This window comes from Streptomyces sp. NPDC019937, assembly GCF_040631655.1.
Taxonomy (GTDB): domain Bacteria; phylum Actinomycetota; class Actinomycetes; order Streptomycetales; family Streptomycetaceae; genus Streptomyces.
Genome location: NZ_JBEYAL010000029.1, coordinates 62862 through 85081, shown reverse-complemented (window position 1 = coordinate 85081; position 22220 = coordinate 62862). Strand labels below are relative to the sequence as shown.

21 protein-coding genes are annotated in these 22220 nt (G+C 71.9%); 9 read left to right on the top strand and 12 right to left on the bottom strand.

Translation table 11 applies throughout. The features are described from left to right. The first annotated feature begins 31 nt into the window (after positions 1-31). Complete coding sequence (locus tag ABZ562_RS27270; RefSeq protein ID WP_361484513.1) at positions 32-883, top strand: hypothetical protein; 852 nt, start codon at positions 32-34, stop codon at positions 881-883. On the opposite strand, the gene ABZ562_RS27265 is transcribed toward ABZ562_RS27270, so the two are convergent. The 3 genes from ABZ562_RS27265 to ABZ562_RS27255 are packed head-to-tail and all read right to left on the bottom strand — an operon-like array spanning position 822 to position 3845. Next, a complete protein-coding gene (locus ABZ562_RS27265; RefSeq protein ID WP_361484512.1) occupies positions 822-2534 on the bottom strand; it encodes a GAF domain-containing protein in 1713 nt (570 codons plus the stop codon). The two genes, ABZ562_RS27270 and ABZ562_RS27265, sit on opposite strands and share 62 nt — an antisense overlap. A 20-nt stretch (positions 2535-2554) precedes the next feature. Next, positions 2555-3037: an NUDIX domain-containing protein gene (locus ABZ562_RS27260; RefSeq protein ID WP_361484510.1), complete on the bottom strand. Its 483-nt coding sequence runs from the start codon at positions 3035-3037 to the stop codon at positions 2555-2557. A 37-nt stretch (positions 3038-3074) separates the two neighbouring features. Next, positions 3075-3845: a methyltransferase domain-containing protein gene (locus tag ABZ562_RS27255; RefSeq protein WP_361484508.1), complete on the bottom strand. Its 771-nt coding sequence runs from the start codon at positions 3843-3845 to the stop codon at positions 3075-3077. A gap of 85 nt (positions 3846-3930) precedes the next feature. Here ABZ562_RS27255 and ABZ562_RS27250 point away from each other — a divergent pair, with 85 nt between their 5' ends. The 5 genes from ABZ562_RS27250 to ABZ562_RS27230 all read left to right on the top strand — a co-directional run bounded on the left by ABZ562_RS27250 (position 3931) and on the right by ABZ562_RS27230 (position 7549). Further along, on the top strand, positions 3931-4437 hold the full coding sequence (locus ABZ562_RS27250; RefSeq protein WP_361484507.1) for a helix-turn-helix domain-containing protein: 507 nt from the start codon (positions 3931-3933) through the stop codon (positions 4435-4437). A gap of 71 nt (positions 4438-4508) precedes the next feature. Beyond that, positions 4509-4808 carry a DUF2267 domain-containing protein gene (locus ABZ562_RS27245; RefSeq protein ID WP_361484505.1) on the top strand — a complete coding sequence of 100 codons (300 nt, stop codon included), beginning with the start codon at positions 4509-4511 and terminating at the stop codon, positions 4806-4808. A 330-nt stretch (positions 4809-5138) separates the two neighbouring features. Beyond that, the gene (locus tag ABZ562_RS27240; protein WP_361484503.1) at positions 5139-5816 is read left to right on the top strand and encodes a peptide deformylase; all 678 of its coding nucleotides are present in this window, start codon (positions 5139-5141) and stop codon (positions 5814-5816) included. Between the two features lie 141 nt (positions 5817-5957). Further along, complete coding sequence (locus ABZ562_RS27235) at positions 5958-6716, top strand: GNAT family N-acyltransferase (RefSeq protein ID WP_361484501.1); 759 nt, start codon at positions 5958-5960, stop codon at positions 6714-6716. A gap of 74 nt (positions 6717-6790) precedes the next feature. Then, a complete protein-coding gene (locus ABZ562_RS27230; RefSeq protein ID WP_361484499.1) occupies positions 6791-7549 on the top strand; it encodes a lysophospholipid acyltransferase family protein in 759 nt (252 codons plus the stop codon). Positions 7550-7642: 93 nt separating this feature from the next. Here the strand turns inward: ABZ562_RS27230 and ABZ562_RS27225 are convergent, their stop codons facing one another. Continuing rightward, positions 7643-9133 (bottom strand): NCS1 family nucleobase:cation symporter-1, encoded by a 1491-nt coding sequence (locus ABZ562_RS27225; protein WP_361484497.1) that lies wholly within the window; start codon positions 9131-9133, stop codon positions 7643-7645. 337 nt (positions 9134-9470) lie between these two features. Here ABZ562_RS27225 and ABZ562_RS27220 point away from each other — a divergent pair, with 337 nt between their 5' ends. Continuing rightward, the gene (locus ABZ562_RS27220) at positions 9471-9992 is read left to right on the top strand and encodes a hypothetical protein (RefSeq protein WP_361484495.1); all 522 of its coding nucleotides are present in this window, start codon (positions 9471-9473) and stop codon (positions 9990-9992) included. A 38-nt stretch (positions 9993-10030) separates the two neighbouring features. Here ABZ562_RS27220 and ABZ562_RS27215 read toward each other — a convergent pair whose 3' ends face one another. From ABZ562_RS27215 to ABZ562_RS27180, 8 genes are all read right to left on the bottom strand, one after another. Further along, complete coding sequence (locus ABZ562_RS27215; protein WP_361484493.1) at positions 10031-10789, bottom strand: TIM barrel protein; 759 nt, start codon at positions 10787-10789, stop codon at positions 10031-10033. Beyond that, the gene (locus tag ABZ562_RS27210; RefSeq protein ID WP_361484491.1) at positions 10786-12741 is read right to left on the bottom strand and encodes a DUF2264 domain-containing protein; all 1956 of its coding nucleotides are present in this window, start codon (positions 12739-12741) and stop codon (positions 10786-10788) included. Before ABZ562_RS27210 ends, ABZ562_RS27215 begins: the two co-directional genes overlap by 4 nt. 76 nt (positions 12742-12817) lie before the next feature. Next, positions 12818-13798 (bottom strand): hydroxyacid dehydrogenase, encoded by a 981-nt coding sequence (locus ABZ562_RS27205; RefSeq protein ID WP_361484583.1) that lies wholly within the window; start codon positions 13796-13798, stop codon positions 12818-12820. Positions 13799-13860: 62 nt separating this feature from the next. Then, entirely contained in the window at positions 13861-14748 is an 888-nt protein-coding gene (locus ABZ562_RS27200) for a carbohydrate ABC transporter permease (RefSeq protein ID WP_361484489.1), read from the bottom strand. Next, positions 14745-15695, bottom strand: a complete 951-nt coding sequence (locus tag ABZ562_RS27195; protein WP_361484581.1) for a sugar ABC transporter permease — start codon at positions 15693-15695, stop codon at positions 14745-14747. Before ABZ562_RS27195 ends, ABZ562_RS27200 begins: the two co-directional genes overlap by 4 nt. Before the next feature lie 78 nt (positions 15696-15773). After that, complete coding sequence (locus tag ABZ562_RS27190; RefSeq protein ID WP_361484487.1) at positions 15774-17123, bottom strand: sugar ABC transporter substrate-binding protein; 1350 nt, start codon at positions 17121-17123, stop codon at positions 15774-15776. Between the two features lie 99 nt (positions 17124-17222). Continuing rightward, positions 17223-18308 (bottom strand): substrate-binding domain-containing protein, encoded by a 1086-nt coding sequence (locus ABZ562_RS27185; RefSeq protein WP_361484485.1) that lies wholly within the window; start codon positions 18306-18308, stop codon positions 17223-17225. A 121-nt stretch (positions 18309-18429) separates the two neighbouring features. Beyond that, positions 18430-19032, bottom strand: coding sequence for a hypothetical protein (locus ABZ562_RS27180; RefSeq protein WP_361484484.1), 603 nt, complete (start codon positions 19030-19032; stop codon positions 18430-18432). 864 nt (positions 19033-19896) lie between these two features. Between ABZ562_RS27180 and ABZ562_RS27175 the strand changes: the two genes are divergently transcribed. Then, on the top strand, positions 19897-20538 hold the full coding sequence (locus ABZ562_RS27175) for a DUF4142 domain-containing protein (RefSeq protein ID WP_361484482.1): 642 nt from the start codon (positions 19897-19899) through the stop codon (positions 20536-20538). Positions 20539-20558: 20 nt separating this feature from the next. Further along, positions 20559-22109 carry a DUF1996 domain-containing protein gene (locus tag ABZ562_RS27170; protein ID WP_361484480.1) on the top strand — a complete coding sequence of 517 codons (1551 nt, stop codon included), beginning with the start codon at positions 20559-20561 and terminating at the stop codon, positions 22107-22109. Positions 22110-22220: the final 111 nt, after the last annotated feature.

Below are 22220 nucleotides of genomic sequence, written 5' to 3'. Positions count from 1 at the left end.
GTGACCGGTATTGCCCGGCGAGGAGAAGACCATGGAGCCCGCAGCACTGGACGCGGCGACGCTGGAGAAACTGATCTCCGCGGCCGTCGCCGCTCCGTCGATGCTCCACACCCAGCCGTGGCGGTACCGGCTGAACCCGGACACCGTCACCCTGGAGGTCCGGGCCGCCCCGGAGCGCGGGCCGCGGCAGGCCGACCCCACGGGCCGGGCGCTGTACGTCTCCGCCGGGGCCGCGGTGTGCAATCTGCGCGTGGCCGTGGCCCACTTCGGCTGGGTGCCGGTGGTGCGGCTGCTGCCGCACCGCTCCCAGCCGGACCTGCTGGCCACCGTACGGCTGACCGTGTCACCGCGCGGCGCCGGCGCGCGCCCCGACGGTCTGTACGACATGATCTGGCGGCGGCCCGGCAGCCGGTACCCGTTCCCGGGGCACCGGCTGCCGCCCCGGGAGCTGGGCGTGTTCGCCGAGGCGGCACGCGGGGAGGGGGCGGCGCTGTATCCGGCGGGCCCGGAGGAGACCGCGCGGCTGCTGCGGCTGACCGCGGAGGCCGAGCGCCGCGACGCCCCGGTGGACGGCCGCCCGCCGACCGCGGTCCTGGAGAGCCGGTCGACGATCGCCGTGCTCACCACCATCCACGACCGGCGCGCCGACTGGCTGCGGGCCGGTCAGGCGCTGGAACACGTCCTGCTGCTGGCGACGGCGCACGGCGTCCGGGCGACACTGCTGCACCAGGCGCTGGAGTGGCCCGATCTGCGCTGGGCGCTGAGCGACGGGCGGCGCGCGCCGGGCCATGTCCAGATGCTGATCCGGCTGGGTCCGGGCGTCAGCGATCCGGAAGGGGAACGGCCCACACCAGCCGGGTGCCGCCGTCCGGCGGTGTGGTGAGGTCCAGCGTGCCGCCCAGTTTCCCGGCGCGCTCCGCGAGGTTGCGCAGCCCGCTGCGGCGGCCGCCGTCCGGCAGGCCGATGCCGTCGTCCGTGACGGTCAGCGTCAGCCGTCCGCCGCGCACGATCAGCGAGACCTCGGCGGCGTGCGCCCGGGCGTGCCGGGCCACGTTGGACAGCGCCTCGGCGAGCACCGCGACCATGTCGTCCGCGACCGGCCGCGGCACATCGGTGTCGACCAGCCCCTCGGTGCGCAGCGCGGGGGTGAAGCCGAGCGCGGGCACGGCCTCCTCGATGGTCTTGGCGGTACGGACCCGCAGCCCCTGCACCGCGGGGCCCGACTCGTGGGAGCGCAGCCCGAAGATCGTGGAACGGATGATCTTGATGGTGTCGTCGAGGTCGTCCACCACCCGCAGCAGCCGTTCGGAGCCCTCCGGGTGCTGGACGAAGCGCAGAGTGCTCTGGAGCGTCATCCCGGCCGCGAACAGCCGCTGGATCGCCAGGTCGTGCAGGTCGCGGGCGATCCGGTCGCGGTCCTCCAGCAGGGCGAGCTGTTCGGCGTCGCGCCGCCGCTCCGCCAGCTTCATGGCGATGGCGGCCTGGCCCGCGAAGCCGAGCAGGGTGTCCGTCTCGATCTGGGTGAAGGCCGGACTGCGTTCCGTACGGGCGAGGGAGAGGACGCCGCCGACCCCGTCGCTGGTGCGCATCGGGACCGCGACGGCCGGTCCGAGGCCGTCCCAGCGCTGCGGGCCGACCGTGATCCGGGGGTCGTGCGCGACATCGGTGCTGGTGACCGGCTCGGACGCGGTGAACGCGGCGCCCGCGAAGGTGCCCTCGCGGGACAGCACGAGACCCCGGTGCGCCTCGGCGTCGGTGCCCGACGCCAGCGCGACCTGGAGGGAGTCGGAGCCGGGGACGGGCAGCATCAGCACGCCCAGGTCGGCGGAGAGGATCCGGCGGGCGTGGTCGACGATCAGCTCCAGCACTCCGGTCTCGTCCACGCCGGACAGCAGGTGGTTGGTGACCTCGGCGTTCGCCTCCAGCCAGTGCTGTCGGTGCCGGGCCTCCTCGTACAGCCGGGCGTTCTCGATGGCGACCCCGGCGGCCACGGCGAGGGTGGACAGCACCGTCTCGTCCTCGCCGTCGAACTCCTTCCCGCCGCGCTTCTGGGTGAGGTAGAGGTTCCCGAACACCTCGTCCCGCACCCGGATGGGCACGCCCAGGAAGGAGTGCATCGGCGGATGGCCGGGCGGGAAGCCGTACGAGGCGGGGTGCTCGGACAGGTCGGCCAGCCGCAGCGGCTCGGGGTGGCGGATCAGCTCGCCGAGGATGCCGTGCCCGGCCGGCAGCGAACCGATCACCTCGCTCTGCTCCTGGCTGACGCCCACCGGCAGGAACTCTGCCAGCCGCTGCCCGTCGCCGATCACGCCCAGGGCCCCGTACTCGGCGTCCACCAGCACCACCGCGGCCTCGACGATCCGCCGCAGCACCTGGCGCAGATCCAGCTCGCGGCCGACCGAGAGGACCGCTTCCAGCAGGTTGTGCAGCCGGTCCTGGGTGCCGCGCACCGCGTCGATGCGCAGCTGCAGCTCCTCCAGCAGCTCGTCCAGGCGCAGCCGGGGCAGGTACTCGGAACTCCTCGCGTTCTCCATGCCCACCACCGTGTTTCCCCTCAGGCCGTCCCGGCCGCCCCGTCCAGCAGTTCGCCGAGCCGGTCGAGGAAGATCTGCTGCTTGGCGACGATCTTCGTGCGGGCCCGGTCGAGGTCCAGCCAGGCGACCCGGTCGATCTCGGGGAACTCCCGCGTGCGGCCCGACCCGCGCGGCCATTCCATGGCGAACGTGCCGGGCGTGATCCGCTCCGGGTCGAGGTCGCCCGCCAGGGCCCAGACCGTGACCAGCTTGCCGCCGGTCTGCCGTACGGTGCCCAGGGGACGGAGGTCGCCCGCGGGCGGCGGCAGCCCCAGCTCCTCCTGGAACTCGCGCCGCGCGGCGGCCTCGGGAAGCTCGTCCTCCGCGTACTCGCCCTTGGGCACGGACCACGCGCGCTCGTCCTTGGCGGCCCAGAACGGCCCGCCCATGTGGCCCAGCAGAACCTCGGTGGCCGGGCCCGTCCCCCGGTGGAGCAGGATCCCGGCGCTGCGCTTTCCCGTCACAGTGCCAGTGTGCTCCGGAACGCGCGGGCTGCCGCGTTCAGCCCTTGAGCGCGTATCCGAGGTAGGTGACCCGCGGCCGGGCGCCGGGGGCCAGTACGAAACCGGCCATGGCCGGGATCTGCTCGTCGGTGATCCGGCCGCGGCGGCGGGCGACGGTGGCCTTGAGGAGTCCGCGCGGGTCCCGGGGCCGGAAGTCGCGGATGTCCTCGTTGCGCAGGCCGTGCCGGTCGAGGGCGGCGGTCAGTTCGGCGGGGGTGCGCAGCCGGGCCGCCGTGTAGCGGCCGGCGGGCATGATCCGGGTGAGCCCGAGGCGCTGGAAGGCGCCGAGGTAGACGAGCCGGGACAGCGGGGTGCGGTTGACGGTGTCGTAGACGAGGACGCCACCGGGGCGCAGCACCCTTGCGGCCTCGGCCAACACCCGGTCCAGGTCGGGGGTGATCTCGAAGGTGTCCGCGTAGTAGGCGAGGTCGAACGCTGCGTCCGCGAGGCCAAGTTCCTCGGCGGGCGCGGTCCGGTAGGCGACGGCGGGATGGTCGTGCGGGTGCGTCGCGTGGGCGATGCGAGTGGCGGCGGCCGACGGGTCGAGGGCGGTGACGTCGTAGCCGAGCCGGGCCAGGCCGCGCGCCAGCACCCCGCGGCCGCTGCCCACGACCAGGGCCCGGCGGCCGGAGGGGGTGTGGCCGACGGCCGCGAGGGTGTCGCGGAGGTACGCCAGCCGGCAGTCCTGGAAGGCGACGGCCCTGATCTGGCGGCCGTCGACCGCGTCGGGCGAGTCCACGTCCAGCTCGATGCGCACAGCGGCGGCCATCGTCTTCTCCCTCGGAGGCGCGGTGAGTTCCCTGGAGGAACTTAACATCTCGGGTTCCCCGAGGGAACTCCGGTAGGGTCGGGGCATGACCCGTACTCCGCTCGCGGACGTGGCCTGCTCGATCGCCCGCGCCACCGATCTGTTCGGCGACGCGTGGACCGCGCTGATCATGCGGGACGTGCTGACCGGGGTCAGCCGCTTCGACGACCTCGCCCATGACCTCGGCATCTCGCGCAAGGTGCTGGCGGCCCGGCTGGCCCGGCTGGTCGAGGAGGGCGTCCTGCGCAAGGAGCGCTACCAGGAGCGGCCGCCGCGTGAGCACTACCGCGCGACCGAGAAGGGCGAGGAGCTGTACCCGGTGCTGCTGGCGCTGATGCGCTGGGGCGACCGCTGGTGTGCCGGTACGGACGGGGTACCGGCCCGCATCCGCCATCTCACCTGCGGCCGGGACACCACCCCCGTCACCGTGTGCGCGCACTGCGGCGATCCGCTGACCGTGGACAACACCACCCAACTCCCGGGGCCCGGCGGGCACACCGGCCCCGGCACCCGGGTCCTGGGCCCGCTGCTCGCCTCCCGCGCACCGGAGTGACGATTCGCCGGGGCGGCCCTGGGCACCCGGCGGGGGACGGCGGGCACCCGATCCCCGAGGAGCGCTTGATCATGCGCTACGACGAACTGACCGGCCAGGTCCAGGGCCGGGCGCGGCGTCCGGACCGGCAGACCACCGAGCGGACCGTGCGCGCGACGCTCGAAACGCTCGCCGAGCGGATCCCGGGCGGGCTGGCCGACCTTCTGGCGGCGCAGCTGCCCGTGGAGGCCGCGGAGCCGATACGCCGGCTCACCGCGTCCCACGCGGGCTCGCCGGAGCAGCGGGCGCACCACCGTGACCACGGCGAGCGGTTCGGCCTCACCGGCTTCGTGGACCGGATCGCCTGGCGCGCCGGCGGCGCGGGCGGCTGAGCGCGGGGGCGGCGCACCGGCGGCCGCGGGGCGTCAGGCCCTCCGCGGCCGCCGGTGGCCCGCCTCCGGCCGGGAGCCGGCCGGGGCCGCCGCTCCGCCGTGCACAAACGGGGACAGACACTGCGGAGCGGCGGCCAACCGAGTCTCGGGAGGACCCGGATGAGCCGCGGAGGCGTGGGATTCCCCTGCGGCTCATGGACGGGTACGGAGGGCGTCCGTACCGGGTTCACCGTTTGTCCGATCGTGAGCATCGGGCCGAGGCGCACCATTCCCCGGACCGCCGCCCGCCGACGGATTGCCCCCGCCCGGCCTCCTTGCCAGGCTGTCCCCATGCCCACCACGCCCCTGCCCGAGCTGGTCGAAGAACTGCTCGACGGCTGCCGTCCGCTCCCCATCGTCGCCGCCGGGGCCGCCGTGCTGCGGCAACCGGCCCTCCCCTACGAAGGCCAGCTGTCCGGCGGCCGGCTGGAACGGCTGCTGCGGGCGATGCGCGAGACGATGCACAACGCGCCCGGGGTAGGGCTGGCCGCCCCGCAGATCGGCGTGCCGCTGCGGCTCGCGGTGATCGAGGACCCGGCCGAGGTGGCGGCCGAGGTGCGCGAGGCGCGCGGCCGGGTGCCGCAGCCGTACCGGGTGCTGGTGAATCCGTCGTACGAACCGCTCGGCGACGCCCGGGCGGCGTTCTTCGAGGGGTGCCTGAGCGTCCCCGGCTGGCAGGCCGTGGTCAACCGGCCCGAGCGGATCCGGCTGCGCGGGCAGGACGAGACGGGGCGCGAGCTGGACGAGGAGTTCACGGGCTGGCCCGCCCGCATCGTCCAGCATGAGACGGACCATCTGGACGGTGTGCTCTATCTGGATCTGGCCGAAACCCGATCCCTCTCGTCCGCTCAGGCCGTCGCCGACCACTGGTCACAGCCCACCCCGGCCGCCGCGGCGCGGGCGCTCGGCTTCCCGCTCCCGGGAGAATACGGACCTCAGGGCGGCCAGAGCCGCCGCGACGCCCCATAACACCTCACCGTCCGGCCTGTGGCATGTTTTCGTCATCGGCTGGCAGTCGTCGAATCACCACGCGGACACTGTGCCGTTCGGAGCCGGAGCAACAGTGGTGTCCTCACCGCTCCTGACGGTCCCCCTGAACGGAGAACAGGAATGTCCGTGCTCACGACGTCCCCGGCTGCGGCCTCCACGAGCTCGTACGTCACCTCCATCGCCCATACCGAGGAGCAGATCCACGCCGCGCAGCGACTGCGCCACCAGGTGTTCGGCGAAGAACGCGGAGGGGTGCTGAACTCGCCCTTCCCAGGCCGTGACGTGGACGAGTTCGACGAGGTCATGGACCACCTGATCGTCACGGACACCGCGACGGACACCGTGGTCGGCACCTACCGGCTGCTGCCCCCGGGCCGCAGCGAGCGACTGTATTCGGACACCGAGTTCGATCTGCGGGGGCTCCCCGAGGACGTGCGCTCCTCGATGGTCGAGGCGGGCCGGGCCTGTGTGCACCCCGACCACCGCTCCGGCGCCGTGATCAACCTGATGTGGGCCGGTCTCGCCCGCTATGTCCTGCTGTCCGGCCACCGCTACCTCGCGGGCTGCGCCTCGGTCCCGCTCGGCGACGGCGAGCAGGCCGCGTCGAACGCCTGGCTGCTGGGCACCACCAAGCACGCGGCCCCGCCCGAGCTGCGGGTCCACCCGCTCGACCCGTGGGTTCCGACGCGGACGCTGGACGCCCGGCCCAGCTACGCCGAACTGCCGCCGCTGCTCCGCGGCTATCTGCGGGTCGGCGCCTGGATGTGCGGCTCCCCGCAGCACGACCGGAGCTTCGACGACGCCGACTTCTTCGTCCTGCTGGACACGGAGCGGATGAACGACCGCTACCGCCGCTACTTCCTCGGCGAGTCCCGGTGACCGTGCCGGTGAGCGTCAGCGCGAACCTTCCGGCGCACGCGTGGGCGGCCTGGTCACCCTGCTCCCCCAGCTGTGTGTCGCACGCCGCGGCCCGGCTGCCCGCCACCCGGATCGCCCGCCGGTACGCGGCGTTCAGCCGGGTGATCATGAGCGCGCTGATGCGGGGCGAGCGCATCGCCGACCCGCGGACGCTGCGCTCGCACGCAGCGGCGATGCTGGACGCGCTGGACATCCGGCTGGAGGTGGCGGGCGACCGCACGCTCAGCGCACCGGGCGGCACCGGCACCCTGGTGGTGGCGAACCACATCTCCTGGCTCGACATCATCGCGCTGCTCGCCGTCGAGCCGGTGGTCATGCTGGCCAAGCGGGAGGTGGGCGCCTGGCCGGTGGTCGGTCCGCTGGCGAAGCGGGCGGGCACCATGTTCATCGACCGCGGCTCGCTGCGCCAACTGCCCGGCAGCGTGCGGGAGATGGCGAATCGGCTGCGTTCCGGCCAGTCGGTGATGGTCTTCCCGCAGGGCGTCACCTGGTGCGCCGGGACGGGTGGCAGCTTCCGGCGGGCCACCTTCCAGGCGGCACTCGACGCGGGCACCCCGGTGCGGCCGGTGTCGCTGGACTACGTGCAGCACGGCGCACCGACCACGGTGGCCGCCTTCGTCGGCGAGGACGACTTCGGCACCTCGCTGCGCCGGGTGGCCAGCGCCACCGGGCTGACGGTGCGGGTGCGTACGCACCGGCCGCTGCTGTCCGCGCGCGGGACCGACGACCGCCGCACCCTGGCCGCCCGCGCACAGGCGACCGTGTGCGGTGCGCGGCTGTCGGTTCACGACTGACGGATGACGGCCGGCAGGCGGCACGTAACGCCTGGCGGATAGCGGATAACAGCTGACAGATGACGGATGACAGATGACGTTCGGTGTCCGGCGTTACCCGGACACCGTACGTCCGACTCGCTGGGACAGGATGGGCCCGTCCTCCATCGGCTCGCCACCGCCCTTGCGGGCCTTCGCGGTGCGCACGTAGTAGATCGCCCCGGCCACCGCCAGGCCGAAGACCCAGGAGAAGGGGGCGACGTCCGCGAACCCCTTCATCAGGGCGAGGACCGCGGCGATGGCCGCCGCGGGCACGAAGGCGATGATCGCCTCCGGGTTGAAGCCCTTGCGGTAGTGGTACTCCCCCGATGCCTCGGCGGAGAAGAGCGCGTCGATGTCGATGTGTCCGCGCCGCACGAAGTAGTAGTCGACGAGCAGGATCGCGACCAGCGGGCCGAGGAAGGCACCGAGGGCGCCCAGGAAGTACTGGATGACGACGGGGTTGGAGTAGAGCTTCCACGGCATGACGACGATCGCGAGGACCGCCGTGAGCATGCCGCCGCGCTTGAAGTTCAGGTGCTTGGGGGCGAGATTGGCGAAGTCGTACGCGGGGGACACGAAGTTGGCGACGACGTTGATGCCCACGGTGGCGATCACGAAGGAGATCGCGCCGACGATCGTGACCACCGGGTTGTCGATCTTCGCGATGACATGGACCGGGTCGGAGATCGCCTCCCCGAACACGGAGATGGTGCCCGCCGTCATGAGCACCGAGACGACGGCGAAGGCGGTGAAGTTCACCGGCAGCCCCAGCAGGTTGCCACGCCGGTAGGAGCGGTGGTCCGGGGTGAAGCGGGCGAAGTCGGCGTAGTTCAGCACCAGGGTGAGGAAGGTGGCCACGGTCAGACTGACCGCGATCAGGCTCTGGTGCAGCTGCTCGCCGCCGCTGAGGCCGGTGAGGCTCGCGGTGAGCGAGATGTCGCCGCCCGCCTTGACCACCAGCCACAGGGCGAGCACCAGCATGACCAGCCAGACGACCGGGCCGGTCGCGAAGTCCTGCACCTTGCGGATGAATTCCATGCCGCGCGTGAGCAGCACCGCCTGCAGCGCCCACATCAGGAGGAAGGCGATCCAGCCGAGGGTGGAGAGGCCGAGCACGGAATTGTGGTCGTACGCGGCGAGGCCGGGCGCGACCTGGATGCCGAGCAGCACGACGGCCTCGGAGGCCAGCCACGTCTGGATGCCGTACCAGGCGACGGCCATGACCGCCCGTATCAGCGCGGGGATGTTGGCGCCGTACACGCCCCAGCTCGCCCGCGCCAGCACGGGGAAGGGGACGCCGGTGCGATGGCCCGCGTGGCCCATGCGGTTCATGAACCAGTGGACGATCGTGATGCCGGCCAGCAGGGAGAGGAAGACCTGCCAGGTGGGCAGGCCGAGGACGAAGAGGCTGGCGGCGAAGGCGTAGTTGCTGATCGCGTGGGTGTCGGACATCCACAGGGCGAAGATGCTGTACGTGCCCCATTTGCGCTCCGCCGCGGGCGCGAGGTCCGCGTTGTAGAGGCGGGGATCGGGCTGGGCGGGTCCTTGCGTCGGTGAGGTCATCGGGCGCTCCGAGGGGGACGAGCGGGAGTTCTTCGTAGGGCGGTTCACCGAGGGTGGAGGGACCCGATTACGGGGATGTTGCGGGTCCGAGTCGTGGGGATCACCTCGGCGTAGCGCACGCGATACCGGGAGCTATCTTCCGTATTGCGGAGTTTGTTTTTCGATGGCCAGAACCTACCTGCTGGGAGCCGGGTGTCAATGGGTTCGGCACGGGTCGAGGCGGCCGGGCGGCGGCCGGGGACAGCGCTGAACAACCGGCTCCGCTCATCCGTATCCCCGGGCGTGAGGTACGCACCGGTGTGCGCACACCGGCCGAACCAGAACGAGAGGGAGCCCGATGGAAGCTTCACCCCACCCGGTCAGAACGCGGCGCCGCCCCGGCCGGCGCATCGCGCCGGTGCTGGCGGTGGCGAGCGTGCTGCTGGCCGCCGGCTGCGGCGGCGGCAGCGGTTCCGCGGACGCCGACACAGGCGGCAGGACGGACGGCAAGGGTGAGACGGCGCGGCCGGGCGGCGACGCGAGCCCGTCCGCCAAACCCGCGCGGGTGGAACAGCTGGCGAAGTCCGTCGGCTGCGAACCGGAGTTCACCACCAAGGTGGACGACTACCGGCAGGCCATCTGCCACAACTCCAAGGGGAAGTTCCTCTTCCTCGACTTCGCCAGGACGAAGGGCATGCGCGACTGGCTGGAGACCTCGCAGATGTACGGCGGGGTCTATCTGGTCGGCGACCGCTGGGTGATGTCGTCGTCACCGAAGAAGAACATGGAGACGCTGCGGGGCGAGTTCGGCGGCACCATCGAGGAGAGCGGCGCGTTCGGCTCCTCGCCGGGTGCGGCGTCCTCACCGGGCGCGGGCTGATTCGCCCGCACCCGGCGGGACGGGTCGTCACCGACCGCTCAGACGGCGGCGAGCGCCCGGAGCGTCGCCGCCTCCCGCGGCAGCAGCCGCTCGTCGTCCCCGGGGACGAACTCCAGCAGCACGTCCAGGGGCGCGGCCGCCTGGGTGCTCAGCCGCTCGAACGCGCGGCGCCACAGCGGAGCGCGCGCGGTCAGCGGCAGCCGGGTGGTACCGGGCCACCAGGAGAAGGCGTGCACGGCGGCCACCCGGCCGCCCAGCGTCTCCAGACCGGTCAGCGCCTCCGCGTCGGGCAGGTCGACCGGCGGCTGCCAGTAGGTGCGCACCTCGGCGCGGTCCACCTCCTCCAGCAGGCGGACGGTGTCGGCGGCGCCGTCGGTGAGGGTGTTGCGGTGGAACTCGTAGGCGAGTTCCACGCCCGCGTCCGCCGCGAGCGCCGCGGCGCGCCGGGTGTCCTCGACCACCGCCCTGCGCCGTTCGGGCGGCGTCGCGTCGGTGCCCGTGGCACCCGCCCAGATCCGCACCCGGGGCGCGCCGAGGGCCACCGCCGAGCGCAGTACGGCGTCGAACTCCCTCGGGTCGGTGTGCCCGGCGCGGTAGTACGAGCCGTACGAGGCGACGGCGAGCCCCGCGTCCAGGGTGGCCTCGCGCACCGCCCGGGCGACGGCCGTATCGCCCGGCGGCACATGGACGTCACCGCCCCATTCGACGCACTCCAGGCCCGCGCCGACGACGGCGGAGATCACCCGGGCCGGGTCGAGGTGGCGGAGGGTGACCGAGCAGATGCCCAGCCGGCTCACGCGGTCTCCTCCCTCACGGTGGGGACGGTGTGCGCGCTCCCGTCGCCGAAGTCCACGACGGTGCGGGCGCCGTCCGGCCAGCGCACGGTGACGGTACAGCCGTCGGCCTCGGCGGCGGCGAGTCCGGTGAGCGGGTCCGGCCCGGGGTCACCGGTGAGCGAGGCGAGCGCCACGAAGAGGGTGCCGGCCGGGTCCTCGCCGACGGCGCCGGTCAGCTCGGGCACCAGGGCCCAGCTTCCGTACGCGGTGCCCCGGGGCGCCCGTACCGTACGGGAGGTGTCCCAGCCGTGCAGGCCGAGGAACTGGCCGGTGACCTCCGCCCCGGTGAGGGACACCTCGGGGGCCCCGTCGGTCGCCTCGGTCTCGGTGGCCGTGCCCGGGGGCAGCGCGATGGCCCAGCCGGTGTGGTGGACCGCCGTCCCGGCGGGGATGTTCACGGCGCGGTGGACGCGCAGTTCGAGCCTGCCGCGCACCAGGGTCAGGCTGTCCAGGCGCGCCGCGGGCAGGACGGGTCCGCCGGGCGGGAAGAGCGGGGTGTGGGAGGAGGCCAGCCAGTCGGGTCCCGCGGCGAGCGGCTGGATGCGCAGCCGGTCGCTGCGTACCCCGCGCACCTGGAGGGCGAGGTGGTTGTCGGCGATGTTGTCGGCGCTGGTGGGGCCGGTGCGGGTGGAGTAGGCGAGCCGCCCGTAGAGGGGTTCGGCGGGTGGCCGCTCCGCCTCCCAGGGGCGCACCTTGCAGCTGCCGTGGTTGTGCAGCCGCACCAGGCCGTCGCTCGCGGTGGTCTGGACGAGCAGCCCGGGGGCGGGCAGCGCGAGTGCCCGGTCGGGCCCCTCGGCCGGGGCGGCCTCCTCGGGGGCGGTCCATACGGGGTGGTCGGGCGGGAGCAGCAGGCCGAGGAAGCCCTTCGACGCCCAGTACGGCGAGGCGGGCCCGGAGTAGCGCTGCACGGTCGGGGCGTGCGGCCCGTACCAGCCGAGGCCGAGGATGCCGTCGGCGGTGAGCGCGCCGCGGTCGAGGAAGTGGCGGAGCGCGCCGCTGAGGAGGCGGCGGGTGGCGCCGGGCGCGAGCGGGGTGTGGCCGGTGAGGGCGCCGAGCGCCACGGCGGCTCCGGCGGCGAACCGGTAGGTGAGCGAGCGGCCGTGGTGGATGGGGGCGCCATTGGCGTCGAAGAGCAGCGCGAAGCCGTCGAGGAACTCCTCCAGGCGGGGGCCGAGACGGTCCAGCAGGGCCCGGTCCTGGGCGAGGTGGGCGTGGAGCAGCGGATACATGTGCAGCGCCCAGCCGTTGTAGTGGTCGAAGGCACGTCCGTCGCCGTCGGAGTACCAGCCCTGCCCCTGGTACCAGCCGTCGAGCAGGCCGAGTGCGCGGTCGATGGCGCGGGCCGTTTCGGCGTCGCCCCGGTCCACGGATTCGAGGAAACCGGCGACGGTGAGCTGGAAGAGATACCAGTTGTTGGGGGCGGGCTGGTGGCGCAGCGCGCCGCGCAGCCACTCCTCGGTGCGGTCCCGGGCGCCGGGGGTCAGGGCGTCCCAGGTCCAGGGCGCGGTCAGGCGCAGCCCGAGCGCGACGGAGGCGGACTCCACCATGGGCTGTCCCTGCACCCCGTGGTGTCCGATGAGCGGCCAGGACTCGGCGTCGTCCCGCCCGGGGGTGCGGGTGCCGTGGTCGATTCCCTCGGTGTAGCGCTCCAGGAAGCCGTGTGGGTCCTTGCCGTAGGATCCGGCGCCGCGCAGCGCGGCGAGGAGGAAGGTGCGGGCGAACCCTTCGAGCCCGTCGGAGCGCACACCGGACTGGGACGGCGGCCCCGGCAGGTCGAGCAGCGCGTGGTGGGGGGTGGCGAAGCGGAGCGCGGCCCGCAGCAGTCCGTCGGCGGCGGCTTCCCAGTGGGCGCGGGTGTATCCGGTGTGCGGGCTGAGGGAGCGGTCGTCTTCGGGGAGGTCGAGTCGGAACATGTGGGGGTGTGTCTCCTTGTCCGGCGCGGCCGTGGTGCGGGGCCGTGCCTGCGGGGGCCGTGCCTGTGGGGCGGTTCTACGCGGAGCGGTCCAGCCGTTCGTGGCGTACGGGATGCGCGAAGTCCCGGCCGGCCACATAGTTCTCGACCTCGCCGATCGCGAGGTCGGCCAGGCGCCGCAGCTCACCGCTCTTCGACCCGGCGATGTGCGGGGTGAGGAGTACGTTGTCGCAGGTGTACAGCGGCGATTCGGCCGGCAGGACCTCCGGCACGGTGACGTCGAGGACCGCGTGGATGCGCCCGGCCACCACCTCGTCCGTCAGCGCCGCCTGGTCCAGCACCGCCCCCCGCGCGGTGTTGATCAGGGTGGCGCCGTCCGGCATGGCGGCCAGCAGCTCCCGGCCGACCAGACCACGGGTGGCGGGCAGCAGTGGGGTGTGCACGCTGACGATGTCACTGGTGGCGAACAGCTCCCGCAGACCCACCTGCCTGACGCCCAGTTCCTGGGCGTCCCGGGCCGTCACATACGGGTCGTACAGCTGGACGTCGAGGTCGTACGGCTCCAGCAGGGCGATCACCCGGCGGCCGATTTCCGAGGCGCTGAGGATGCCGACCGTCCGGCGGTAGTTGCCCGCCTCCGGGTAGCGCGCGCTCCAGTCGGCGGCGCGCCGTTCGGCGCGGTAGTCGCGGGCCATCTTCAGGACGCGCTTGTTGGAGAGCAGGATCATCGCGAGGGTGTACTCGGCGACGGGCACGGCGTTGGCCGCGGCCGCCGAGGAGACCGCGATACCGCGCTCCCAGCAGGCGTCGGTGATGTGGTGGCGTACCGTCCCGGCGGTGTGGACGACGGCGCGGAGCCGGGGCGCCGCGTCCAGGGCACGGCGGTCCAGCGGCGGGCAGCCCCAGCCGGTGACCAGCAGTTCGGTGTCGGCGAGGGCGCGGCGCGCGGCGGGGGTGGAGAAGTCGTCGAGGACGAGGTCCGGGTCGAGGTCGAGGAGTGCGGTGAGCCGGTCCAGCGCGCCGGAGCCCAGCACCTGGCGGGCGGTGCGCGCCGCCATGGCCAGGGCGGCGCGCGGGCGGGGCGGAGACGGCGGCTGCGGTTGCGGCGGCGGCGAGGCGGTCACTTGACACTCCCTGCGGTCAGTCCGGACTTCCAGTAGCGCTGCAGCATCACGAACGCCACGATCAGCGGTACGACGGCGAGCAGCGAGCCGATGACGACCAGCGGGTAGTACTCGGGCGAGACGGTGGCTGAGCTGTTCCAGGTGTAGAGGCCGAGGCTGAGCGGATACAGGTGCTGGTCGGACAGCATCACCATGGGAAGGAAGAAGTTGTTCCAGATGGCCGTGAGCTGGAACAGGAAGACGGTCACGAAGCCGGGGCCGAGCATGCGCAGGCTGACCCGCACATAGGTCTGCAGTTCCCCCGCGCCGTCGACCCGGGACGCCTCCAGCACCTCGTTCGGCACGTAGCCGCTGCTGAGGAGGCGGGCGAGGTAGACGCCGAACGGGTTGAAGAGGACGGGGATGAAGACCGCCCAGAAGGTGTTCACCATGCCGATGCCGGAAGCCACCAGGTACAGCGGCAGGGCGAGGACGGTGGGCGGCACCATGACGCCCGTGAGCACGAGGGCGAACAGCTTCTCCTTGTGCCGGAACTCGTACTTGTCGAACGCGTAGCCCGCGGCGACGCTGATCAGAGAGCCGGTCAGGGCGCCGACGACCGCGTACAGCAGGCTGTTGACGTACCACTCGCCGTAGAGCCCGCCGTCCATGGAGAACAGGTCGGAGAGGTTGCTCGCGAAGGAGAAGTCGCCGAAGGAGAGGATGTCGCTGCCGAAGAGGGCTTCGGCGTTCTTGGTGGACGCCAGCAGCAGCCACAGGGCGGGCAGCATGGTGTACAGGGCGGCGATCAGGACGACGGCGTTGGCCACGCCGCGGCTGGTCAGCCGGGACCGGCCGCCGGCTCCGGGGGTGCGCGGGGTGCTGGTCGGGGTGGTCGTGGTCATCGCGCGCTCCGTTCCCGGCGGCCCGACCAGCGCGTCACGGCGTACGACAGGGCGCAGGTGACGACGAGGAGGATGACCGAGGCCGCGGAGGCGAGTCCGTAGTTGTTGCGGCGGAAGGCCGCGTCGTAGATGTACATGTTCGGGGTGAAGCGGGAGTTGACCATCGGGGTGGCCTGGTTCATCAGCATGGGCTCGGTGAACAGCTGCAGCGCGCCGATCAGGGAGAACATGCACACCATCACCAGGGAGCCCCGGATGATGGGCACCTTGACCTGGAGCGCGGTGCGGATGCCGCCCGCGCCGTCGATGGTCGCCGCCTCGATCACCTCACGTGGCAGCGCCTGGAGCGCGGCATAGAAGATGATCATGTTGTAGCCGAGTCCGCTCCACAGGGCGATGTTGACGATCGATGGCAGCACGGTGTGCAGACCGAGGAAGTCGATGGTGATGTTGCCTTGCGCGAACACCTTGATGATCGGGCTGAGCCCGGGGGTGTAGAGGTACAGCCAGATGACGGCCGCGATGATGCCGGGGACGGCGTGCGGCAAGTACAGCAGCATCTGCGCGGTCCGCCGCAGCCGGACCAGCCCCGAGTCCAGCAGCAGGGCGATCGCCAGGGCGCCGATGACCACCAGGGGAACGAAGATCACGCAGTACAGGGCGATGGTGCCGAACCCGGTGAGGAAGCTCGGGTCCTGGAGCACCGCGAGATAGCTGCGCAGTCCGGTGAAGACGGTACGCCCGCCACCGAAGCCGAGCCCTTCGTGGTCCTCGGCGAAGAAGCTGAGGTAGATGGCGTAGCCGACGGGGACCAGGAACACGGCGACGAGCAGTGCCGTGAAGGGCGTCAGCAGCACGGCGGCGGCGATCCGCTGCTGGCGCCGCCCGGCTCTGGAGGGCGGATCGGCGGCGGCCGCCGGTGGCGACGCCGTCCGTTTCTGGGAGATGACGGTACTCACGGGAGACCTCGGCTCACGGTGAAGAGGGAAACCGGCTCAAGGGAGACACAGCGCGGATGACGGGGTTCAGCGGGTGGTGACCGACAGGCCGAGGCTCTTCAGATCGGGCATCGTCCGGCTCTGGGCGTCGCGCAGGGCCTCCAGCACGCTGCCGCTCCCGGCACCGGCCTTGGCGAGCCCGTCGTCACCGGAGGTGGTCGTCGACACCATCCGCGGCCCCCACTTCCAGGAGGGGGCGATCAGCTTGGCCTGCTGATCGAAGAGGCCGAAGATGTCCTGGCCGGAGAAGTAGCTGGTGTCCATCTCCTTGCGGGCGACCGGGACCAGGCCGGGCACCGACGGGAAGGCGCTGCTGACACCGCTGGAGAGCTTGGCGCGCAGGGCGTCGGGGCTGGTGACCATCCAGGAGATGAACTCCATGGCCTCCTTGGGATGGTCGCTGTCCTTGGTGACCATGAAGGTCGAGCCGCCCTGGGTGCTCACCTTCGGCTTGGCCGCGTCCCACTGCGGCACCGGCGCGATGGCCCACTTTCCCTTGCCGTCGGGGGTGGACGCCATCATCGAGCCCGCGGCCCAGGCGCCCGCCAGATAACCGGCCGTCTCACCGCTGCGCAGATGGGCCCGCCACTGCTGGCTGGACCCGGGCTCCACCCGCACCAGGTCGTCGTCCTTCAGGCCCTGCCAGTACTTGGCGACCTTGCGGGTGGGGGCGTCGTCCATGGACACGCGCCAGGTGTCGGCGGAGGTGTCGTACCACTGACCCCCGGCCTGCCAGGCGTACGCGGCCATGTAGAGGGTGCCGCCGGTGGTGAAGAGGCTGGCGATACGGGAACGGGGCTCGGCCTTCTTGAGCTTGCGGGCCGAACTCTCGAACTCCGCCCAGGTCTTGGGGACCGGGATGTGGTTCTTGGTGAAGATGTCCTTGCGGTACAGGAAGACCATCGGTTCGATGTCCACCGGGACGGCGTAGGTGCGGCCGTCGAAGGTGGTGAGGTCCAGCGCCTGCGGCAGGATCTTGCGGCGCACCGAGTCGGGCAGCAGCTTGCTGATGTCCCGGGGCACCCCGTCGATCGTGAAGCCGGGCAGCTGGGGGTATTCGATGGTGGCCACATCGGGGGCGTTGCCCGCGCGTGCGGCGTTGCTGAGCTTGGCCCAGCCGCCCTGTTCCCCCGAGGGGACCTGGGCGTAGTCGACCTTGATGTCGCTGTGGGTGCGGTTGAACTCGTCCACCACCTCCTGGCTGCCGCGCAGCGCGGACCAGAAGGTGAGGTGGACGGGGCCGTCCCCCGCGGTGTTCGCTCCTCCGCCGCCGGAACAGCCGGTCAGCAGGAGGGCGAGCAGTGTGAGCAGTGCCGTCGTTCCGGCTGTCGCCCGGCGTCCGGTAGCCGCGCGTCCTGGGCGTCTGTGGCCAGGCATGGACCCTCCCCTGTTCGCGGTGGAGTCAGGGGGAATCCTGATCGCTTGACAGAAATACCGTCAATAGATCGAACAGAAGAAACCAAAGCGGTCAAACGATCAGGAGAGCGGAGCGGTCGAATCCCGGACCACCAGACCGGGCAACAGCTCCAGGTGACGGGCGGCCCCCGGCCACCGGCCCTCCCGGGCGTGGTCGAGCTGCCGGAGCAGCAGCCCGAGCGCGGCCCTGCCGACCTCGGCCTTGGGCGGGGCGACGGCCGTCAGGGCGATCTGGCCCATGTCGGCCACCACATCGTTGTACGCGACCACCGAACAGTCCCGCGGCACCTCGACACCGGCCTCCCGCAGCCGCTGGACCAGCACCAGCGCGTCCATGTCGCCGTGGATCAGCGCCGCCGTCGCCCGGGTCCGGCGCAGCGTCTCCGCCAGGTCGACCGCCCGCGGATCGGCGGCGCGCGGGTCGGGGCCCGCGGTGCGCGAGCTGAGGATGGCCGCACAGCCCTCGGCGATGCCCCGGGCCCGCGTCTGCTCGGCGAACTCCGACCGGATCACCCTGGCGGTCGGGCTGTCGTCGCGCGCGGCCAGCACGACGCGCCGATGGCCGAGGGACATCAGATGCCCCAGCGCCAGATGCACCCCGTACGCGTGGTCCGAGCGCACACAGTCCAGCTCGTACAGGCAGCTGCCGCGCTCGGGGCGGCGCTCCAGCAGCACCACGGGCACGTCCAGCGCGCGCAGCCAGGAATGGTCCCGCGCCGCCTCGGCGGCCGTGCGCCAGTGCGGCGAGAGCAGCAGCCCGCGCGCCCCGGCCTCCAGCGCCGAGCGCACCGCGGTGCGCTCGGCGTCGTCCTCGTCGGCCGCGATGTGCAGCGCGAGCCGCAGCCCCGCCTTCTCGGCGGCCTCCCGGGCCGCCTGCACGGCCTGGGTCAGATAGGTGTTGCGCTCGGGGATCACCATGCCGACGGTGTCGCCGGTGGCGGTGGACTCCTCGGCCATCGGCTGCAGCGAACGGGCGACCCCATGACCGCGGCGCACCTCACCGCGGCGGGCCAGCTCCTCGACGTCCCGCCGTACGGTGACGACGGAAACCCCCAGCTCATCGGCGAGATCGGTGATCCGAGCGAGGCCCCGGGACTCCACCAAACCCGCGATCCGCGCCTGCCGCTTCCGCGCCGACTCCCGCATGTCCTACCGCCCGTCTCGCCGGACGCGCGCGGCCGGACTGTGCGTCGACGCGATCGGCTTTCGTTATCCGCTGAACACCGCCATAGTAGCGATCATTCGATCAGCGGCAGCGGGGGCGTCGTCACACACCGGGCGGGAAGCCGTCCGGGAAGCCATCAGGGGGGTAGCGGCGCATCAGCCACTCGGCCTGCACCTCCAGCACACGCTGCTTGCGGCGGCCGGCGCGCAGCATCAGCATCAGCGCCGCCTCCAGGAGGACGAAGAAGACCACCGGCACCAGCAGCACCGGCTTGCCGGTCCGGATCAGCTCCACCACCAGCCCGATGGCGCCGAACAGCACCAGCACCATGGCCGGCACCAGCTTGACGAGGCTGCGCTCCCGCTCGATCATCTCCGCGTGGTTCCGGGCGGCCCGGGCGCTGCGGCCGTGGAAGGCCGGATGCCGGGCGGCCGCCTCGAAGGGCGTACCGGGCGGGACCGCCTCCCGCCGCGCCCCGGGGTCCTGGTCCGGTACGAAGACGCGGTAGCGGACCGACGTGGAGCCCCGGGTGCGCAGGTGGCGGTAGCCGTACGCGGTGGCCAGCTGGACCGCCTGCTCGGGGCGGAGTTCGGTGGTGCAGATGTCCACCTCGGGCCGCCCGTCGAAGAGATGGGCATAGTGGCCGGGCAACTCCTGGCGCGCCTGGGCCATCCGCTTCGACAACGTCCCTCGTACCGCGGCCACGTCCCACCTCTTGTTGCACCCTGCCGACCGGCTGACCGGGCACACGCTACCTGCGCCGTGAACGGGCCGTACCGGCAGGTCAGAGGTGATCGGAAAGCGCGCTCCGGCATAGCGTCATACGTCAGGAAACCGACGATGACGGCCGGTCGGCGGGGTCTGGACCTACGCGGCCTCGGGCCCGCCGGGCGGCCGCCCGCTCCGGCCCTGTCCCCTATAACGGCTCTCCCCTATATAGAGGACAGGCACGAAGGGGCGGGCCGCACGAGATGAGCAGGAGGGACGGCCCGGGGCGGGAACCGCCGCGACATCACCGTCCGGCGGGAGACCCCGGCCCCCCGGGAGCAGCCGGACCACCGCGGCGCCCGTCCCCTCCTCGGCGGGCTCGTGGGGCGCGGGCCCGGGGGAAGCGGGAATCAGGTCCCAGACCGATGGCAGCGCCCGCAACGGCGCGCCTGACGGGACCGGCGCCGCCACCGGCACCGGCGCCACCACCGGCACCAACGGTCTCCGCGCGGGACGGTTTCCCGGGACGGTCCGCGAAACACTGGTCACCGACGTCGGGTTCATCGCGGTCGCTCGCACGGCTTGGGCCCTTCCGGTCGTGGTGATGGCGAGGGGTTCTCCCTGCCGTACGTACGGCCGCGCCGCTGTGCTCAACGCCGTGGAAAAAAGTTTCTGAGCGGTGGGGGCATCGGGGCGAACTCTGGTCGAATCAGGGCGAATTGACGGCCCCAACGCGCGGGCGCGAAGGATAGCAACGAGCGGCGATCTCTGTCCCGGCTTTATTCACTAGTGATGAGGTCTCCACGACCGTGCCACACCAGGCACTAGCGTCCGGTGTCACTCCGAAGCAAGGAGGGCGCTGTGCGATCAGCAATCCTGAGCAGATCCATCTCATCCAGCCGTACGATCGGCAGCGGGCTCATCATTGGTGCGCTCGCCGTGACGCTCGCGGCAATCCTCATCCCCGTGAGCCTGTTCAGTTCGAGCAGCGCCGCGGTACTTCCCAACGGCGTCTCGGACGACGGCGGGGGGACGGTCAGCACCCAGTACGGACCACTCACGCCGACCGATCGGGACTTCGTACGCAAGGTCAAGCTCGCCGGGCTCTGGGAACTCCCCTCTGGACGCATGGGCAAGGAGCGCGGCACCACGGAGGCCGTCAAGAGCGCGGCTCAGCACCTCATCGACGGCCACACCGAACTCAACCGCCGAACGGACGAAGTCGCCCAGGCCCTGGGCGTCAGCCTGCCCACGCAGCCCAACGACCAGCAGCAGGGCTGGCTGAACGAGATGACCCAGGCACCCAGCAGCGCGGAATTCGAGCGCTTGTTCGCTCAATTCCTGCGCGCTGCACACGGGAAGGTGTTCAATCTGGTGGCGCAGGTACGTGCCCAGAGCAAGAACTCCATGGTCAGGTCTCTGGCCACCAGGGCCAACACCATCGTTCTCGACCACATCACGGCTCTCGAGGACACCGGGCTTGTCGACTACGACGCCCTCTAACGACTAAGTGAAGTGATCTCATGAGGCAACAGACCCACAAGCGCGGGCGGTTCAAGAACAAAACGGTCGCCATCGTCGCCGCACTGGCACTCGGCGGCGGCGGGGCCGCGATCATCACCGCCAACGCGTCCGCAAGCGGTGACAAGGACGCTTCCGCCCAAGGTGGCGCGGTTTCGGCGAAATCCGCCGGTGGCACGATCAGCTGCCCCGATGTGAGCCAGAAGCTGAGCGGCGATGTGCCGAAGGGTTCCCAGTCCCAGGTCGCCAAGGGCCTCGGCGAGCTGGACAACCAGGTGGCCACCGCCTACCAGCAGATGAACAAGGGCCAGGCCTCGGGCGACGAAGTGCTGAGCAAGCTCAACGACCAGCGCCAGCAGACGCTCAGCAAGATGGGCCAGGCGATGGGCCAGGGCGGCGGGCAGAACGCCCAGCTGCAGGACATGAGCCAATGCAAGATGCAGCAGGTCGCGCAGGCCGGTCAGCAGGGCGGCCAGCAGCAGGGCCAGCAAGGTGGCCAGCAGCAGGGCCAGCAGGGTCAGCAAGGCCAGCAGGGTGGTCAGCAGCAGGGCCAGCAGGGTGGCCAGCAGCAAGGTGGCGACCAGCAGCAGGGCGGTGACCAGGGCGGCCAGCAGCAGGGCGGCGAGGGCGCCAACGACGTGCCCGGCAACGCCGGCGGCCAGGCGGGCAACGGCCCGGCGCAGAACGACTTCGTCGACATCACCAAGGTGCAGCCGAACGCCCAGAAGGCGCCGCAGGCGGGTGGCAACGGCTCGACCGGCACCTTCACCTCGGAGTGCGGGGTCGGCGAGGCGGGCCTGCGCAACAGCGACAACGTCATCGTCGCCCCCGGTGTGTCCAACGGCGCCCACCACATGCACGACTACGTGGGCAACGACGCCAACGACGCCTTCGCCAACAACCAGACCTTCGAGCAGGCGGGCACCTCCTGCTCCAACGGCGACAAGTCGACCTACTACTGGCCGGTGGTCCGCCTCCAGGACGGCAAGGACGAGGCCGACGCCAACCAGCTCGGCGGTGGCCAGGAGGGCAACGTCGGCACGATCCTGACCCCCAAGGCCTCCAAGATCGAGTTCAAGGGCAACGCCCAGAGCAAGGTCGAGGCCATGCCGAAGTTCCTCCGGATCATCACCGGTGACGCCAAGGCCTTCACCAACGGCGATGCCAACGCCAACGCCTCCTGGAGCTGCAGCGGCTTCGAGGACCGTCAGCTGACGGACAAGTACCCGATCTGCCCCCAGGGCAGTGACCTGCTGCGCACCTTCGACTTCCAGGGTTGCTGGGACGGCAAGAACATCGACAGCGCCAACCACCGCGACCACGTGAAGAACGCCGGCGCGGACGGCTCCTGCCCCCAGGGCTTCAAGGCCATCCCGCAGCTGGTGAACACCATCAGCTACGAGAACCCGGGGAACACCCCGTTCGCCGTGGACGGCTTCCCCGAGCAGTTGCACAAGCCCATCACCGATCACGACGACTTCATCAACGTGATGCCGGATGACCTCATGAAGAAGGCCGTGGACTGCATCAACAGCGGCCAGCAGTGCACCTGATGGGTGGCGAACACCAGGCGCGGGGGGGCCGGCGACCCCGCGGCCCCCCGCGCCCGGCACCCCCCCGCCGCCGCGGGCACGCGCCGCCACACCAACCCCGCCGCGGCCAGC

Coding starts and splice junctions, on each gene's coding strand:
- ABZ562_RS27250 (WP_361484507.1), top strand. CDS start 3,931: ATGACCCGTACTCCGCTCGCGGACGTGGCCTGCTCGATCGCCCGCGCC.
- ABZ562_RS27265 (WP_361484512.1), bottom strand. CDS start 2,534: ATGGAGAACGCGAGGAGTTCCGAGTACCTGCCCCGGCTGCGCCTGGAC.
- ABZ562_RS27220 (WP_361484495.1), top strand. CDS start 9,471: ATGGAAGCTTCACCCCACCCGGTCAGAACGCGGCGCCGCCCCGGCCGG.
- ABZ562_RS27255 (WP_361484508.1), bottom strand. CDS start 3,845: ATGGCCGCCGCTGTGCGCATCGAGCTGGACGTGGACTCGCCCGACGCG.
- ABZ562_RS27245 (WP_361484505.1), top strand. CDS start 4,509: ATGCGCTACGACGAACTGACCGGCCAGGTCCAGGGCCGGGCGCGGCGT.
- ABZ562_RS27225 (WP_361484497.1), bottom strand. CDS start 9,133: ATGACCTCACCGACGCAAGGACCCGCCCAGCCCGATCCCCGCCTCTAC.
- ABZ562_RS27210 (WP_361484491.1), bottom strand. CDS start 12,741: ATGTTCCGACTCGACCTCCCCGAAGACGACCGCTCCCTCAGCCCGCAC.
- ABZ562_RS27170 (WP_361484480.1), top strand. CDS start 20,559: ATGAGGCAACAGACCCACAAGCGCGGGCGGTTCAAGAACAAAACGGTC.
- ABZ562_RS27240 (WP_361484503.1), top strand. CDS start 5,139: ATGCCCACCACGCCCCTGCCCGAGCTGGTCGAAGAACTGCTCGACGGC.
- ABZ562_RS27190 (WP_361484487.1), bottom strand. CDS start 17,123: ATGCCTGGCCACAGACGCCCAGGACGCGCGGCTACCGGACGCCGGGCG.
- ABZ562_RS27270 (WP_361484513.1), top strand. CDS start 32: ATGGAGCCCGCAGCACTGGACGCGGCGACGCTGGAGAAACTGATCTCC.
- ABZ562_RS27200 (WP_361484489.1), bottom strand. CDS start 14,748: ATGACCACGACCACCCCGACCAGCACCCCGCGCACCCCCGGAGCCGGC.
- ABZ562_RS27205 (WP_361484583.1), bottom strand. CDS start 13,798: ATGGCGGCGCGCACCGCCCGCCAGGTGCTGGGCTCCGGCGCGCTGGAC.
- ABZ562_RS27235 (WP_361484501.1), top strand. CDS start 5,958: ATGTCCGTGCTCACGACGTCCCCGGCTGCGGCCTCCACGAGCTCGTAC.
- ABZ562_RS27185 (WP_361484485.1), bottom strand. CDS start 18,308: ATGCGGGAGTCGGCGCGGAAGCGGCAGGCGCGGATCGCGGGTTTGGTG.